The sequence below is a fragment of the Candidatus Brevundimonas colombiensis genome (genome assembly GCA_029202665.1).
In the GTDB taxonomy this organism is placed as follows: domain Bacteria; phylum Pseudomonadota; class Alphaproteobacteria; order Caulobacterales; family Caulobacteraceae; genus Brevundimonas; species Brevundimonas colombiensis.
This window is the reverse complement of record CP119326.1, coordinates 769,895-784,811: the sequence shown is the minus strand read 5'-3', so window position 1 is coordinate 784,811 and position 14,917 is coordinate 769,895. Positions and strand designations below refer to the sequence as shown.

The following is a 14,917-nucleotide window of genomic DNA, read 5'->3' as shown; positions in this document are numbered from 1 at the left end:
ACGCATGAGCGACCCTTTACAGATCAAGCGTCTGTTGCGGCGGCCCCAGTTCCTGGCGGCCGCCAAAGGCGTTTCCGAGGCGCGCGGCGCCGTGGTGATCCAGCGGCTGGAGCGCGGCGACGGTTCGCCGCACATCGGCCTGGGCTTCACCGCCACGAAAAAGATCGGCGGAGCGGTGGTTCGCAACCGCGCCAAACGCCGTCTGCGCGAGGCCGCGCGGGCCATGCTGGCCCATCATGGCGTGCCCGGCAGCGACTATGTCTTCATCGCCCGCATGGGCACGACCGAGCGCGCGTGGGACCGTTTGCTTGACGACGTGAAATCCACCCTTACAAGGCTGGCGACACCCAAGGCTGCCAAGCCTTCGCCCGCCCGCGCCCCTTCCGGCCAGGACCGCCAGATTCCATGAAAAACGAGAACACGCGCAACACGATCATCTTCATCGTGTGCTCGGCCCTGATCATGGGGATCTATTATTTCGCCGTTCTGCGTCCGCAGGCCGAGCGGCGGGCCATGCAACAGGCCGCCCACGCCGAACAGTCGCAGACGGCCGAAAATGTCGCCCACACGGCGCAGAGCCTTCAGGGGCCGACCTTTGTCACCGACCGCAGTCAGGCGCTGAGCAGCGCCGCGCGGGTGCCGATCCAGTCCGGCACGCTGAAGGGGTCGCTGTCGCTGCAGGGCGGTCGGATCGACGACCTGTTCCTGACCGACTACCGCGAGGTCCAGGACAAGCCCCAGCCGGTGGAGCTGTTCCGACCGCAGGGGATGCAGAACGCCTATTTCGCCCAGTTCGGCTGGACCGGCCCGAACGTGGCCGGGGGCGTGCCTGGCCCGAACACGGTCTGGCGCCTGACCAATGGTTCGACCCTGACGCCGACCACGCCGATCACCCTGACCTGGGACAATGGTCAGGGTCTGCGCTTCACCCGCGTCATGTCGGTCGATGACAGGTACGTCTTCTCGATCCAGGACACGGTCCAGAACCTGGGAACCCAGGCCATCACCATCGCCCCCTACGGCAGTGTTCAGCGCCAGGGCGTTCCGCCTGCGGCCGGCTCGTCGCACATCGTTCATGAGGGCGCCATCGGCACCTTCGGCAAGCCGGGCGGCTATCGGACCGAGCAGAAGAAATACAAGGACTGGCTGAAGGAGCCGCGCATCGCCAACGCCTCGACCGGCGGCTGGCTGGGCATCACCGACAAATACTGGCTGGCGGCCCTGCTGCCCCAGCAGAACGAGGCGGTCGAAACCGAATTCCGCGTGCGCGGCGAGGGCGCGGCCCAGCAGCTGGAAGCCAATCTGCTGGGCACGACCCGCACCGTCCAGCCGGGCGCAACCGCGACCGAGACCCAGCGTCTGTTCGCCGGGGTCAAGCGCGCCGAGGTGCTGAAATCCTATGAGCAGAGCCTGAAACTGCCCCGCTTCGTCTATGCGATCGACTGGGGCATGTTCTGGTTCCTGACGCGCCCGATCTTCTGGATTCTTGAGAACGTCTATGGCCTGGTCGGCAGCTTCGGCGTGGCCATTCTGGCCCTGACCGTCATCGTCAAGCTGGTGATGTTCCCGCTGGCCAACAACGCCTACGCCTCGATGTCCAAGATGCGGAACCTCCAGCCCAAGATGGAGGAGATCAAGAAGAAGTTCAAAGACGACCCGCAGAAGCAGCAGCAGGAAACCATGGCGCTGTATCAGCGCGAGAAGATCAATCCGGTCGCCGGGTGCCTTCCGCTGGTGCTGCAGATTCCGGTCTTCTACGCCCTGTACAAGGTGCTGACCGTGACCATCGAAATGCGTCACCAGCCGTTCCTGGGCTTCATCCACGACCTGTCGGCGCGCGATCCGTCGTCGATCTGGAACCTGTTCGGCCTGATCCCGTGGGATCCGGCGATGGCGCCGCTGATCGGCGGCCTTCTGGCCGGTCCGCTGCATCTGGGCCTCCTGGCCATCGCCTACGGCCTGACCATGTGGCTGCAGACGGCGATGAACCCGCCGGCGGCCGATCCGGTCCAGCGTCAGATCTTCCAGTTCATGCCGCTGATCTTCACCTTCATCATGGCGCCGTTCGCGGCCGGCCTGTTGATCTACTGGGCCTGGTCCAACGTCCTGACCATCCTGCAGCAGTACGTCATCATGCACCGCTACAAGGCCGAGAACCCGATCGACGCCTTCTTCGCCCGCTTCAAGAAATCGCCGGCGTGATCGAAGAGACCGAGTTCACGCCCGAGGAGATCGAGGCCGCGCGCATCCTGTTCGCGCGGCCCGCGACCTTCGTCATGGGCGCGGCCAAGATCGAGCAACTGCCCGATTCCGACCTGCCCGAGATCGCCTTCGCCGGTCGCTCCAATGTCGGCAAGTCCAGCCTGATCAACGGATTGGTCGGCATGCACAAACTGGCCCGCGCCTCCAACGAGCCGGGCCGCACGCGCGAGGTCAACTTCTTCGACCTGGACGGCCGGATGCGTCTGGTCGACCTGCCCGGCTATGGCTGGGCCAAGGCGTCCAAGACCACGGTCAAGAAGTTCCAGGACCTGGGCCGCGACTATCTGCGCGGCCGCGTGACGCTGAAACGGGTCTATCTGCTGATCGACAGCCGCCATGGACTCAAGAACGTGGACGCCGAGGCGCTGGACGCCCTGGATCTGGCCGCCGTCAGCTATCAGATCGTCCTGACCAAGGCCGACAAGCTGAAGAAGGGCGAGGGCGAGAAGGTGCAGGAGGCCACGCTCAAGGCCATTTCCAAACGCCCCGCCGCCTTCCCCGTGGTCGCCCTGACCTCGTCGGAAAAGGGCCTGGGCCTGCCCGAACTGCGCGCCGAGATCATGCGCACGACCGGCGCGACGCTGGACTGAAACACTTTCCCCCCGTCACCCTCGGGCTTGCCCCGAGGGCCGGATGTTGCGCCGGATTGCGCCATGGGTGACGCACAGGCTCGACCCACGTCCGATCCTCGGGTCAGGCTAGAGGGTGACGGAACAGAGGCAGCCACGAAAAAGGCCCGGAGATCGCTCTCCGGGCCTTCGTCGTTCCAGCCTGTCTGCGCCCTACTGGGCGGCGGGCGCGGCTGAGCGGACCTCGACCGGGATGCCCAGGGCGTCCAGCTGCGGCTTGACCACCGAGGCGTCCCCGACCACGACCCAGACGAAGCGGGACGGGTCGATGGCGGCCTTGGCGGCGGCGTCCAGCTGGGCGGCCGTCAGGGCGTTGGTGCGCGCCGCGACCGTTTCGGGATAGTCGTCGGGCCGGCCCAGCAGGGCGTTCTGGCGCATGGCCCCCAGTACGGCCGCCGAGGTCTCGTAGCTGCCTGCCAGACGGCGGGTGTTGCCGTTGACGGTGCGTTGCAGCTCTTCCGGCGTCACGCCCTTGCCGCCCGACAGGAAGTCGTTGAACTGCTGGTTCAGCGCCTCAATGGCCGGGCCGGTCTTGTCGGCCTGGACCGGGGCGGTCACCAGATAGGGCACGCGACCGGCGAACGGATTGACCGAGGCGTTGACGCCGTAGGACCAGCTCTTGGTCTCGCGCAGGTCCGAGTTGATGCGCGACAGGAAGTCGTTGCCCAGCACGTTGTTGGCCGCATTGAGCACCAGCAGATCGTCCGTGCCCGAAACGCCCAGAACCTCGCCGCCCATGATGTAGGACTGGGGTGATTGCGGGCGGTCGATCAGCACGATCTTGGGCGTCGCGGCCGGGATCGGGGCCGAGAAATCCTTGACCGGCCTGGCCGATGCGGGCGGCACCCACTGGCCGAAGGCAGCGTCCAGAATCGGCGTGATTTCGGCCAGCGACTTGTCCGACACGACGAACAGCTTGGCGTTATCGGGCCGGATCCATTTGGCGTGGTCGGTGCGGATGTCCGCCTCGGTGATCGCCTTGACGCTGGTCTCGTCGCCGGCGCCGCTGAACGGACGGCCATAGGGGCTGGCCGCGCCATAGATCAGTTCAGGCAGGGCGCGGCTGGCCAGGGCGGCCGGCTGGGTGCGTTCGGCGGCGATGCGCGACAGGCGCGCGGCCCGCAGGCGCTCCAGCTCGGCCGGGGCGAAGGTCGGGCGACGCACCACATCGGCCATCAGCGCCACCGACGGCTGAAGGTTCGGCGTCAGGGCCGACAGCTGGACCAGCGAGCTGTCCATCGTGGCGCCGGTGGTGATGCTGGCCCCCAGGGCTTCCTGCGCCTCGGCCAGTTGCGTCGCGTCACGACCGCCGGCGCCCTCGTCCATCAGGTCCAGCATCAGGGTCTGCAGACCCAGTTTGGACCGGTCGTCGGCGGCCAGACCCGCGTCGAAGTCGAGCGCGATCCGGGTCGTCGGCGTGGCGTCGCGATGGGCGTAGATCACCTCCATGCCGTTCGACAGGCGCGTGCGTTCGACGGCCGGGAAGTCGACGTTGGCGACCTGGCCGATCTCGGGCCGGGCCATGCGTGTCTTGCGCTGGATTTCCGGGGCCGGCGTATGGTTGGCGCCGGACGGGGCGGCGGCCGCCTCCTGATAGGCTTCACGCTCGCCGGGCAGGGTCGTCAGCGTATAGGCCGGTCGGGTCAGCCACTTCTGCATGGCGGCCTTGACCTGCGCGGGCGTGACGGCGGCGTAGGCGGCCAGCTGCTTCTTGTAGAATTCGGGATCACCGGCGTAGAGCTGGCCCTCGGCCAGGGCCGTGGCCTTGCCGCCGAAGCCGCCGACCTGTTCCAGACCCTGGATGCGACGCGACGCATATTGGGTGACGACGCGGTTGATCTCGTCCTGGGTCGGGCCATCGGCGATCAGGCCGTTCAGGATTTCGCGCATCCGCGCCTCGACGGCGGCCGGGTCCTCGCCCGGTTTGACCATGGCGCTCATCTGGAAGACGCCGATGCGATGGAAGGCGTTGTTGCCGGCGCTGACCGAAACCGCCGTCTGTTCGCCGCGCACCAGTTCGTTGTCGAGGCGCGAGGACGCCAGGCCGCCCAGGACCGATGCGGCGACGCTGAGCGGCACGGAATCCGCGTCCAGCATGCCGGGCACGGCCCAGCTGATCTCGACCTGGGCGTTGGACACCCGGTCGCGGGTCGTCTCGTTGACCGGGGCGGCCAGGGTCGGCGTCGGCGCCTGGGCGGGATTGTTGACGGGACCGCGCGCGATGGGGCCGAAGTATTTGTCGGTCAGTTCGCGGGCCTTGGCGGGCGTGATGTCGCCGGCCAGAACCAGAACCGCATTGTTCGGGCCGTAGTTGGAAGTGAACCAGTCGCGCACCGTCTGCATCGAGGCGGCGTCCAGATCGGCCATCGAGCCGATGGTCGAGTGGCGATAGGGGTGGCCTTCGGGGAACAGAGCCTCCAGCTGCTTGTACTGGTTCAGGCCATAGGGCTGGTTGTCGCCCTGACGCTTTTCGTTCTGGACGACGCCGCGTTGCAGATCCAGCGTCTGCTGGCTGATGGCGCCCAGCATATAGCCCATCCGGTCGCTTTCCATGAACAGGGCCTGTTCAAGCGCCGGGACCGGCACGGTCTCGAAATAGTTGGTGCGGTCGAAATAGGTGGTCCCGTTCATGTCGGTCGCGCCCATGTTGCGCATCGGCGTGAAATAGCTTCCGGGCGCATTTTCCGAACCGCCGAACATCAGGTGTTCGAACAGGTGGGCGAAGCCGGTCTTGCCGGCGGGTTCGTCCTTTGAGCCGACGTTGTACCAGACCGAAACGGCGACGACCGGCGCCTTGTGATCCTCGTGGACCAGGACGGTCAGGCCGTTGTCCAGCGTGAACCGGGTGTAGGGAATATCCACGGCGGCGACCAGATCGGCGACGGGCGCGGCGCGAGGCGCGGCCGGAGCGGTCGGCGCAGCCTGGGCGACGGGCAGGCGCGCGACGGACGCCCAGACGGGGGTGGACACCGCCAGAAGGGCGGCGGCGGCGACGAGACAGCCAGTGCGGCGCATAGTTCATCCTCGGATTGCAGGTGAACGGACCATAACGCGGGTCAATCGACTGGCAACGCGACGGAATGAAACATGACCAAAGCTTCATGTTCGCCACGCCGCCCCTCGGAAAAGGTTGCATCGCCGGACCCCCGGTCTTATGCGCGCGTCACCTTCCCGACCGTCGCGCCACTTGTTTTCGAAAGAGCCGCCATGTCCGCCCCCGCCGACAAGCCCGTCAAGAAAGTCGTCCTCGCCTATTCCGGCGGCCTGGACACCTCGATCATCCTGAAGTGGCTGCAGACCGAATATAACGCCGAGGTCGTGACCTTCACCGCCGACCTGGGGCAGGGCGAGGAGCTTGGACCTGCGCGCGAAAAGGCGCTGAAGCTGGGCATCAAGCCCGAGAACATCTTCATCGACGACCTGCGCGAAGAGTTCGTGCGCGACTTCGTCTTCCCCATGTTCCGCGCCAATGCGCAGTACGAGGGCGATTATCTGCTGGGCACCTCCATCGCCCGTCCGCTGATCTCCAAACGCCAGATCGAGATCGCCCGTCAGGTCGGGGCCGACGCCGTCTGTCACGGCGCGACCGGCAAGGGCAACGACCAGGTCCGGTTCGAACTGGGCTATTACGCGCTGGAGCCCGACATCCGCGTCATCGCTCCGTGGCGCGAGTGGGAGTTCCGCAGCCGCGAGGCTCTGCTGGACTTCGCCGAGAAGAACCAAATCCCGATTTCCAAGGACAAGCGCGGCGAGGCGCCGTTCAGCGTCGACGCCAACCTTCTGCACTCCTCGTCCGAGGGCAAGGTGCTGGAAGACCCGGCGGTCGAGGCGCCCGAGTTCGTCCACCAGCGCACCATTAGCCCCGAAGACGCGCCGAACGTGGCGACGGTCATCGAGATCGGTTTCGAAAAGGGCGATCCCGTCTCGATCAACGGCGAGGCCATGAGCCCGGCGACCCTGCTGACCGCCCTGAACCAGTATGGCCACGACAACGGGATCGGCCGTCTGGACCTGGTCGAGAACCGCTTCGTCGGCATGAAGTCGCGCGGCGTCTATGAGACCCCCGGCGGGACCATCCTGATCGCGGCCCACCGCGGCATCGAAAGCATCACCCTGGACGGCGGCTCCATGCACCTGAAGGACCAGCTGATGCCGAAATACGCCGAGCTGATCTACAACGGCTTCTGGTTCTCGCCCGAACGCGAGATGCTGCAGGCCGCCATCGACCTCAGCCAGGAAAAGGTGTCGGGCACGGTCAAGGTCAAGCTGTACAAGGGCAATGTCTCGGTCATCGGCCGCGAAAGCCCCAACAGCCTGTACGACCAGGACCTGGTCACCTTCGAGGAAGGCGTCCAGGCCTACGACCACAAGGACGCCGCCGGCTTCATCAAGCTGAACGCGCTCCGCCTGCGCGTCCTGGCCAAGCGCGAGGCGCGCGAAGGCTAATCCGTCGGCCGGGCGATCCTCAGGATCGCCCGGCTGCGGTCGTCCGCGACCCAGATCGATCCGTCGGCGGCGACGGCCATCACGACCGGCGAACCACGCGGCTGGCGGCCGGCGACCGCATCCCAGCCGGGCGTCAGCACCTTGCCGCGCACGCTGGGCGCGCCCGTTGGATAGGGCGCCGAACCGCGTGGATACAGGGCGTAGCGGCCGCCGATGTCGGTCAGGGGCCGCCCCCGGTCGTCCGTCTCGGCCGCCACGATCCGCCCGCCCGTGCGGCGATAGCCGTGCCAGCTCATCAGCAGTTGGCCGCGCAGTTGGGGGAACATCGTCCCCTCGTAATAGATCAGGTCCAGCGGCGCGGCGTGCGGCGGCAGAAGCGCCACGGGCCGATCGCGCTGGCCGCACCGCGCCTGGGCCGCGCTCCAACCCGGCAGGGGCGTGGCCAGGTCGACGCAATAGGGCCAGCCGTAGTCGCCGCCCCGGCGAAGGACGTTGATCTCGTCATAGGGGTGGTCGGGCGTGGTCAGGTCGACCGAGTTCTCGCCCTGCAGGATCGTGCCCGATGGATGCCGAACCAAGGCGATGGAGTTCCTCAGGCCCGAGGCGAAGACCGTGCTTTCCTCGGCCCAGCGGCCGATCCCCAGATAGGCGTGACGCCGCACCTGGGCCGTCTCGCCGCTGTCGATACAGGCGCCCGAGGCCGTCGTGCGCGGCCGGCCCCGGTCGTCCACGCAGCGGTCGCTGGGCGCCCCGACATTGACCAGCAGCGCGCCGTCGCCGTCGAAGACGAAGCTGGACAGGGGGTGGCGATTGTCGTGCAGCCGGTTGTCGGGCAGGCCGCCGATCACGGTCCGCACCGTCGCCGCCGGATCGGCCGCGTCCGGGTCCAGCGTCAGGATGCGGTTCATCTCGGACACATAGATCCGCCCGTCCGGCCCGCGCGCCACGGTGTGGGGCATGGACAGGCCCTGGGCCAGCCTGCGCCAGCGCGCCGATCCGTCGGGGGCGAACGACAGCCGCCAGACCGAACCCCGCCCTGCCTGCCAGCCGCCCAGGTCCGTGACCAGCCAGTCGCCGCCGGAGAGGGCCAACAGGCCGCGCGGCATTCGCGGCCCGTCCGCCCCTGCACCCTGCCACACCAGCCCAAGGCAATAGCCGGGCGCCATCCGCACCATGGTCATTGGCCGCCCGCCGCAGTCGCCTTGCGTCGCATAGCCCCGCTGGGCCGCACTGGCGCTGGCTGGGGCGCCGACGGGCGCGGCGATCAGGGCCAGGATCAGGAAGAGGGGGCGCAGCATCAGGGTCCAGCTTCGCCCTTTCCCCATGCTGCGGCAAGCCGCCCTCAGTCCAGATGCGCCCAGAACCAGTCGCCGCGCTGCTCGACCGTGGTCGGCAGGCCGAACAGGTCGCTGAGCACTGGGTGGGTCAAGAGGTCGTCCTTGGCGCCATCCGCCAGAACCTGACCGTCGCGCAGCAGGACCAGATGGTCGATCTCGGGCAGGATCTCCTCGATGTGGTGAGTGACCAGCACCAGGGTCACGCCCGATCGCGCCACATCGCGCAGCGCCTCCAGGAACTGGCGTCGCGTCGCCGGGTCCAGCCCGCCGCACGGCTCGTCCAGCAGCAGGGCGCGGGGCCGGTGAACCAGGGCGCGGGCGATCAGCACCCGGCGCGCCTCACCGGTCGACAGGGTGGCCATCTTCCGCCCGATCAGATGCGCGACGCCCATCCGTTCCAGCGCCTCGCGACCGGCGCGGCGCATCGCCTCGGTCACGTCGTGGTTCCACACCCCACGCGCGGCGAAGAAGCCGGACACCACCGCGTCGAACACTTCCAACATCTCGTCGGAGGTGAAGTCGGACTGGACGGCGGGCGACACCACGCCCAGCAGGCTGCGCAGTTCGAAGACGTCCCAGTGGGCGCGGCCCAGGATGCGGACCTCGCCTATGCCGCCGTCGCCGCCCACGCCGGCGGTCGGATAGATCTGGCGGGTGATCAGCTTGACCAGGGTCGACTTGCCTGATCCGTTGCGGCCCAGGATGGCGGTGTGGCGGCCCTCGGGGAGGGTCAGGCTGATGGCGTTCAACAGGGCGCGGTCGCCGCGCACGACGCTGACGTGATCGATCGACAGTAGCGCTTGGGTCATGGGCGGAACCCTTAGCCGCCGTCGGCGCAAGACGAAACCCTTGCGGGATGACGTCAGATCAGCCCCTGGGCGCGCGCCTCACGCGTCAGGCCGTCGCGGAACTCGGGCGCCGCCAGGGCGATCAGGGCCAGCGCCCGTTGGCTGGTCGACTTGCCTTTCAGATCGGTCCAGCCGTGTTCGGTGACGATGATGTGGGTGTCATTGCGCGGCGTCGTCACCGGCCCGTCCAGACGCGCCACGATACGCGAGGCCGTCCCTTTCGCCGCCGTGGAATGACAGGCGATGATCGACTTGCCGCCGTCCGACTCATAGGCCCCGCGCACGAAGTCCAGTTGGCCGCCCGCCGCCGTGAACTGGCGTCCGTTCAGGAATTCCGAACAGCAGGCGCCGCTCAGATCGATCTGAAGCGTGGCGTTGACCGAGATCATCTTCGCATTGCGGGCGATCACCGCTGGATCGTTCACATAGGAGACCGGATGGGCCTCCAGCCCGCGATTGCCGTCCAGGAAGTCGTAGGTGTTCTGGTCGCCCATCGAAAAGGTGAAGACGCCGACGCCGGGATGCAGGGTCTTTCGGGCGTGATCGGCCGCACCCGCCTGCATCAGTTCGACCAGGCCGGGCGTCAGCATCTCGGTATGGACGCCCAGATGGCGGTGGTCCTTCAGCGCATCGCAGACGGCGTTGGGCAGGGCGCCGATGCCCATCTGCAGCGTCGAGCCGTCCTCGACCAGATCGGCGATGGTCCGGCCGATGACCAGATCAGCCGGCTGGGGCTGGGCCATGGGCACGACCAGCAGGGGGGCGGCGTGCTCCACGATTCCCGCGACCCGCGACACATGAACGGTGCAGTCGCCGAATACGCGCGGCATGTGCGGATTGACCTCCACGATCACCGTGCGGGCCGTCTCGGACACCGGCTTGGAATAGTCGGTGTTGGCGCCGAACGAGAAGAAGCCGTCCCCATCCATCGGCGACACGGTGCAGATCAGCGTGTCCACCCCGACCTCGCGGCACAGCAGGCGCGGCGACTGCTGAAAGCCGGTGGGGATGAACTGGACCGGGTTGGGTCGGCCGGCGTCGCGCGCCCGCTGCTCAAGCCCGCGTTCGATGGCGGTGTGAAACAGGCTCCAGGGGCGGATGCGGCCCATCAGCTCGTCGCGCAGCACGGTCTGGCCGGCGATGGCGGTGCTGAGCAGATAATAGAGGTTGACGTCGTCGACCTCGCCCCGCCCGGCCCGATCGGCCAGGGCCTTCAGCAGGGCCGGCGGCTGGGAGACGCCCAGGCCCATGGCGACCTTCGCGCCCGAGGCGATCAGGGCGGCGGCCTGGTCGGGGGTCTTCAGGCGTTCGGCGTAAAGGGCGGCGGCGTCCATGGTGTTTCTCCGTATGCGCCCCTCTCGCGATCCTGTGGGGGCGTGCAGGCTTCACTATCCTGTCTCGGACGCGGCGCGGGGCCTAGACTTTGGTCGCGGCGTCGGCCCGTTCCTGCGTCTGGTGGTCCTGAAGCGCGGCGTGGCGGCCCTGTTGCACCCGGGCGATGGCGTAGGCGACCAGCCACAGGGCCATGGCCCAGGCCGCGCCCACCGCCCATCCGGCCAGCACGTCCGAGGCCCAGTGCGCGCCCAGATAGACCCGCGTCAGCCCGACCAGCAGGGCCATCAGTATCCCCACCCCCAGGACGAAGGCCTTGAACCGGCGTTTGGGAAAGGCGCGGGTCAGCATGACGGCGACCGACAGATAGAAGACGGTGGACAGGAGCGCGTGGCCCGACGGGAAGCTGGCGTTGATCGTCTCGACCGCCTGCATGGCGGCGGGCGGCCGTTCGCGCTCGAACACCGCCTTCAGCCCTTCGCTCAGCGCCACGCCGCCGGCCAGGCCCAGCACCAGCAGAAGCGACGACAGCCATTTCCTCTGGCTCAGCAGAAAGACGATCACGATCAGGGCGAACAGGCCCAGCACCGATATGCCGCCCAGCGAGGTGATGTCGGCTGCCGCCTCCTTCAGCCACCACGGCCCCCACGGCCGGCCCGGATCGTCGGCATAGGGGCGCATCAGAGCCAGGACGTGCTGGTCGAAGGCCTGGCCGTCCGCCTCGGTCATGTCGTCGGCGATCTCGATGAAGCTCAAGACCCCGCCCGCCATGACGAGCAGGGCGGTCAGGGCCGCGATCTCGGTGCGGGCGACGGTCAGGATACGTCTCAAAAAGGAACGAAGATCGGACAGGGTCATGAAGTGGCGAACGGCCAAGCTGACCGTGCGTTCCTATCACGCGTTCGTGATCCTGCTGTCGCAAGGATGCAAAAGGGTCGTGCTGGCTTGCTCGCGGGCTTTTCCACATGCCTGCGCGACTTGTCCGACCGATTCGCTCACAAACCGACCGTCAAGCCCGTTGACGGGTCATTAGGCATATGCGCCCTATATGTGGGCTCGGGGAGCGCAGAAGCCACAAGATGATGTGGTTACGGCGCAGTTGGCTCTAGGCTATTTCTGTTCAGGACGCGGATGATCATGGCTGGCGGCGAGGCATTGAAGACGACGGAATTCCAAGGCGTTGCGGGAACGCCGACGCCTGAACGCCCCCATTTGACCGTGGTGAAATCGGTTCAGGTGGACCGGTCGCGCGACGATCTGCTGACCGATTTCGGCAAGAAGACGCTGGAAGACCGCTATCTGCTGCCGGGCGAGAGCTACCAGGACATGTTCGCCCGCGTCTCGACCGCCTTCTCGGACGACGCCGACCACGCCCAGCGCCTGTACGACTACATGAGCCGCCTGTGGTTCATGCCCGCCACCCCGGTCCTGTCGAACGGCGGCGCGGATCGCGGCCTGCCGATCTCCTGCTTCCTGAACGCCGTCAGCGACAGCCTGGACGGCATCCAGAACGTCTGGAACGAGAATGTCTCCCTGGCCTCGAACGGCGGCGGCATCGGCACCTATTGGGGCGGCGTCCGGTCGATTGGCGAAAAGGTCAAGGGCGCGGGCAAGACCTCGGGCATCATCCCCTTCATCCGCGTGATGGACAGTCTGACCCTGGCGATCAGCCAAGGCTCGCTGCGTCGCGGTTCCGCCGCTGTGTACCTCGACATCCATCACCCGGAGATCGAAGAATTCCTTGAGATCCGCAAACCTTCGGGCGACTTCAACCGCAAGTCCCTGAACCTGCACCACGGCATCAACGTCACCGACGAATTCATGGAGGCGGTGAAGGTCGGCGCGACCTTCGACCTGAAATCGCCCAAGGACGGCGAAGTCCTGAAGACCGTCGATGCCCGCTCGCTGTGGACCAAGCTGCTCGACATCCGCATGCAGACGGGCGAACCCTATCTGATCTTCTCCGACACGGTGAACCGCCAGATGGCGCCGCACCAGCGCGACCTGGGCCTGAAGGTCAAACAGTCGAACCTGTGCGCCGAGATCATGCTGCACACCGGGCGCGACCACCTGGGCGTGGACCGCACCGCCGTCTGCTGCCTGTCGTCGGTCAACGCCGAGACCTTCCTGGAATGGCGCGAGGAGCCGCGCTTCGTCGAGGACCTGATGCGGTTCCTGGACAATGTGCTGGAGGACTTCATCCGCCGCGCCCCGCCCGCCATGGCCGCCGCCGTCTATTCGGCCAAGCGCGAGCGTTCGGTGGGTCTGGGCCTGATGGGCTTCCACTCCTTCCTGCAGGGTCAGGGCGTGGCCTTCGAAAGCGCCATGGCCAAGTCGTGGAACATGCGCCTGTTCAAACATCTGCGCCGCGAGGCCGACAAGGCCAGCCGCACCCTGGCCGAGGAGAAGGGTCCCTGCCTGGACGCCCAGGAGCGCGGCGTCATGGAGCGGTTCAGCCACAAGCTGGCCATCGCCCCGACCGCCTCCATCTCGATCATCTGCGGCGGCACGTCCGCCGGCATCGAGCCGATCCCGGCCAACATCTATACCCACAAGACCCTGTCGGGCTCTTTCGCGGTCAAGAACCCCTATCTGGAGCGCCTGCTCGACGAAAAGGGCATCAACACCGAGACCGTCTGGAACTCGATCCTGGAGCATGAAGGCTCGGTCCAGCACATCGACGACCTGAACGAGGACGAGAAGGGCGTGTTCAAGACCGCCTTCGAACTGGACCAGCGCTGGGTGGTCGAACTGGCCGCCGATCGCGCGCCGGAAATCTGCCAGGCCCAGTCGCTGAACCTGTTCATCCCCGGCGACGTCAACAAGTGGGACCTGCACATGCTGCACTGGTCGGCCTGGGAGCGCGGCGTGAAGTCGCTGTATTATCTGCGCTCCAAGTCGGTTCAGCGCGCGGCCTTCGCCGGCGCCGAGGACAAGGCCGAGGCGGTGATCGATCCGAACCAGCCCGACCTCTTCTCGATGCCCAAGACCGACTACGACGAGTGCCTAGCCTGCCAGTAAGGCCGACGCCCGACCCCGTGGAAAAGGCCCTGCGACCGCAGGGCCTTTTTTCGTTCTGGAACCCATCGCCGCGCATCGCCGTTGAAAAGCGACAAAACAGTGTCGAAACTCCGTTGGGCTCCTGCGTCTCTTGCTTGCAGGGGCGTCGCCAGCGGATCGGTGGGGATACCGAATGCGTTCCAAGGCGTTGATGATGGTGGGGTGCGGCGTCCTGGCTTCGGTCGGGACGGGCGCCGATGTCGCCCGCGCCCAGACCTGGGCGCCCAACGCCTTTGATACGCCTGCCGACAACACCGCCGCCCGACTGAACGATCAGACCCGTTTCCGCGTCGCGCCCGCCGCCCGGTTCGGCGGCGACATCGAACTGCCTCCCGCCTTCCAGCATGAGGACCGTTCAGGGCTGGAGGCCACCACCCGCCGCGATGTCTGGATCGACCGCGCCGCCTTCTCCGACCGCGTGACTCTGGAGACCGCCGGCCGCCTGCGCCGCGCCGACGGCTCGCCCCTGCCGGTCACCCCCATCGACCGGGCCGAACTGTCCCCCGACGCCTATGACCTGCGTTATGTGCGCGGTTTCCGGGGCGCCTATGGCCATACCCCCTCTGGCCTTGAGGTCAGTCTGACGCCCCACGCGGGCCTGGGTGTCGGCAGCGAGGGCCGCTCGGCCGAGGCGGGCGTGACGCTCAAGATCGGTGAAGGACTGGAGCGTCTGGCCCCCAACGGCGCCGAACGCTTCGGAGAGCGGGCGCGCTGGTATGTCTACGCCGCCGGTTCGGGCCGGGCCGTGGGATACAACTTCGCCCGCACCCGCGACGGCGACTATACGCGGTCCGGCTACACCCAGGACAAGGGCAGTTTCCTGGGCGACGCCTCGATCGGCGTGGCCTATCGCAAGGGCGACATGCAGACCTCGTTCGGCGTCGTCTATCGCGAGATCGACGCCGGCAAGGGCCTGCGCGGCATGAATGGCCTGGACACCGACGTCAGCGAGGGGCTGCTGGCCTTCCAGCTGTCGATCCGTCCCAGCCGCTGACGATTCCCC

The 14,917-nt window shown here is 67.2% G+C and carries 11 protein-coding genes; 6 read left to right on the top strand and 5 right to left on the bottom strand.

Going from position 1 to position 14,917, the window contains the following annotated elements; translation table 11 throughout:
* Positions 1 to 4: 4 nt before the first annotated feature.
* The 3 genes from rnpA to yihA are packed head-to-tail and all read left to right on the top strand — an operon-like array spanning position 5 to position 2,852.
* Positions 5 to 409, top strand: a complete 405-nt coding sequence (rnpA, locus tag P0Y50_03620; protein ID WEK40710.1) for a ribonuclease P protein component — start codon at positions 5 to 7, stop codon at positions 407 to 409.
* On the top strand, positions 406 to 2,202 hold the full coding sequence (gene yidC / locus P0Y50_03615; GenBank protein WEK40709.1) for a membrane protein insertase YidC: 1,797 nt from the start codon (positions 406 to 408) through the stop codon (positions 2,200 to 2,202). Before rnpA ends, yidC begins: the two co-directional genes overlap by 4 nt.
* The gene (yihA, locus tag P0Y50_03610; GenBank protein ID WEK40708.1) at positions 2,199 to 2,852 is read left to right on the top strand and encodes a ribosome biogenesis GTP-binding protein YihA/YsxC; all 654 of its coding nucleotides are present in this window, start codon (positions 2,199 to 2,201) and stop codon (positions 2,850 to 2,852) included. Before yidC ends, yihA begins: the two co-directional genes overlap by 4 nt.
* A 192-nt stretch (positions 2,853 to 3,044) precedes the next feature.
* On the opposite strand, the gene P0Y50_03605 is transcribed toward yihA, so the two are convergent.
* Positions 3,045 to 5,906 carry a pitrilysin family protein gene (locus tag P0Y50_03605; protein ID WEK40707.1) on the bottom strand — a complete coding sequence of 954 codons (2,862 nt, stop codon included), beginning with the start codon at positions 5,904 to 5,906 and terminating at the stop codon, positions 3,045 to 3,047.
* A 192-nt stretch (positions 5,907 to 6,098) separates the two neighbouring features.
* On the opposite strand from P0Y50_03605, the gene P0Y50_03600 reads away from it, so the two are divergent.
* Positions 6,099 to 7,337: an argininosuccinate synthase gene (locus P0Y50_03600; GenBank protein ID WEK40706.1), complete on the top strand. Its 1,239-nt coding sequence runs from the start codon at positions 6,099 to 6,101 to the stop codon at positions 7,335 to 7,337.
* Here the strand turns inward: P0Y50_03600 and P0Y50_03595 are convergent.
* The 4 genes from P0Y50_03595 to P0Y50_03580 all read right to left on the bottom strand — a co-directional run bounded on the left by P0Y50_03595 (position 7,334) and on the right by P0Y50_03580 (position 11,712).
* Positions 7,334 to 8,635: a PQQ-dependent sugar dehydrogenase gene (locus P0Y50_03595; protein WEK40705.1), complete on the bottom strand. Its 1,302-nt coding sequence runs from the start codon at positions 8,633 to 8,635 to the stop codon at positions 7,334 to 7,336. The two genes, P0Y50_03600 and P0Y50_03595, sit on opposite strands and share 4 nt — an antisense overlap.
* A 44-nt stretch (positions 8,636 to 8,679) precedes the next feature.
* Complete coding sequence (locus P0Y50_03590; GenBank protein ID WEK40704.1) at positions 8,680 to 9,483, bottom strand: ATP-binding cassette domain-containing protein; 804 nt, start codon at positions 9,481 to 9,483, stop codon at positions 8,680 to 8,682.
* Between the two features lie 53 nt (positions 9,484 to 9,536).
* Complete coding sequence (locus tag P0Y50_03585) at positions 9,537 to 10,856, bottom strand: acetyl-CoA hydrolase/transferase C-terminal domain-containing protein (protein ID WEK40703.1); 1,320 nt, start codon at positions 10,854 to 10,856, stop codon at positions 9,537 to 9,539.
* 82 nt (positions 10,857 to 10,938) lie between these two features.
* A complete protein-coding gene (locus P0Y50_03580) occupies positions 10,939 to 11,712 on the bottom strand; it encodes a phosphatase PAP2 family protein (GenBank protein WEK41518.1) in 774 nt (257 codons plus the stop codon).
* A 273-nt stretch (positions 11,713 to 11,985) separates the two neighbouring features.
* Here P0Y50_03580 and P0Y50_03575 point away from each other — a divergent pair, with 273 nt between their 5' ends.
* Complete coding sequence (locus P0Y50_03575) at positions 11,986 to 13,875, top strand: ribonucleoside-diphosphate reductase subunit alpha (protein ID WEK40702.1); 1,890 nt, start codon at positions 11,986 to 11,988, stop codon at positions 13,873 to 13,875.
* A 172-nt stretch (positions 13,876 to 14,047) separates the two neighbouring features.
* Positions 14,048 to 14,908, top strand: coding sequence for a DUF2219 family protein (locus tag P0Y50_03570; GenBank protein ID WEK40701.1), 861 nt, complete (start codon positions 14,048 to 14,050; stop codon positions 14,906 to 14,908).
* The last annotated feature ends 9 nt before the right edge of the window (positions 14,909 to 14,917 follow it).

Coding starts and splice junctions, on each gene's coding strand:
- rnpA (WEK40710.1), top strand. CDS start 5: ATGAGCGACCCTTTACAGATCAAGCGTCTGTTGCGGCGGCCCCAGTTC.
- yidC (WEK40709.1), top strand. CDS start 406: ATGAAAAACGAGAACACGCGCAACACGATCATCTTCATCGTGTGCTCG.
- P0Y50_03605 (WEK40707.1), bottom strand. CDS start 5,906: ATGCGCCGCACTGGCTGTCTCGTCGCCGCCGCCGCCCTTCTGGCGGTG.
- P0Y50_03600 (WEK40706.1), top strand. CDS start 6,099: ATGTCCGCCCCCGCCGACAAGCCCGTCAAGAAAGTCGTCCTCGCCTAT.
- P0Y50_03595 (WEK40705.1), bottom strand. CDS start 8,635: ATGCTGCGCCCCCTCTTCCTGATCCTGGCCCTGATCGCCGCGCCCGTC.
- P0Y50_03590 (WEK40704.1), bottom strand. CDS start 9,483: ATGACCCAAGCGCTACTGTCGATCGATCACGTCAGCGTCGTGCGCGGC.
- P0Y50_03585 (WEK40703.1), bottom strand. CDS start 10,856: ATGGACGCCGCCGCCCTTTACGCCGAACGCCTGAAGACCCCCGACCAG.
- P0Y50_03580 (WEK41518.1), bottom strand. CDS start 11,712: ATGACCCTGTCCGATCTTCGTTCCTTTTTGAGACGTATCCTGACCGTC.
- P0Y50_03575 (WEK40702.1), top strand. CDS start 11,986: ATGATCATGGCTGGCGGCGAGGCATTGAAGACGACGGAATTCCAAGGC.
- P0Y50_03570 (WEK40701.1), top strand. CDS start 14,048: ATGCGTTCCAAGGCGTTGATGATGGTGGGGTGCGGCGTCCTGGCTTCG.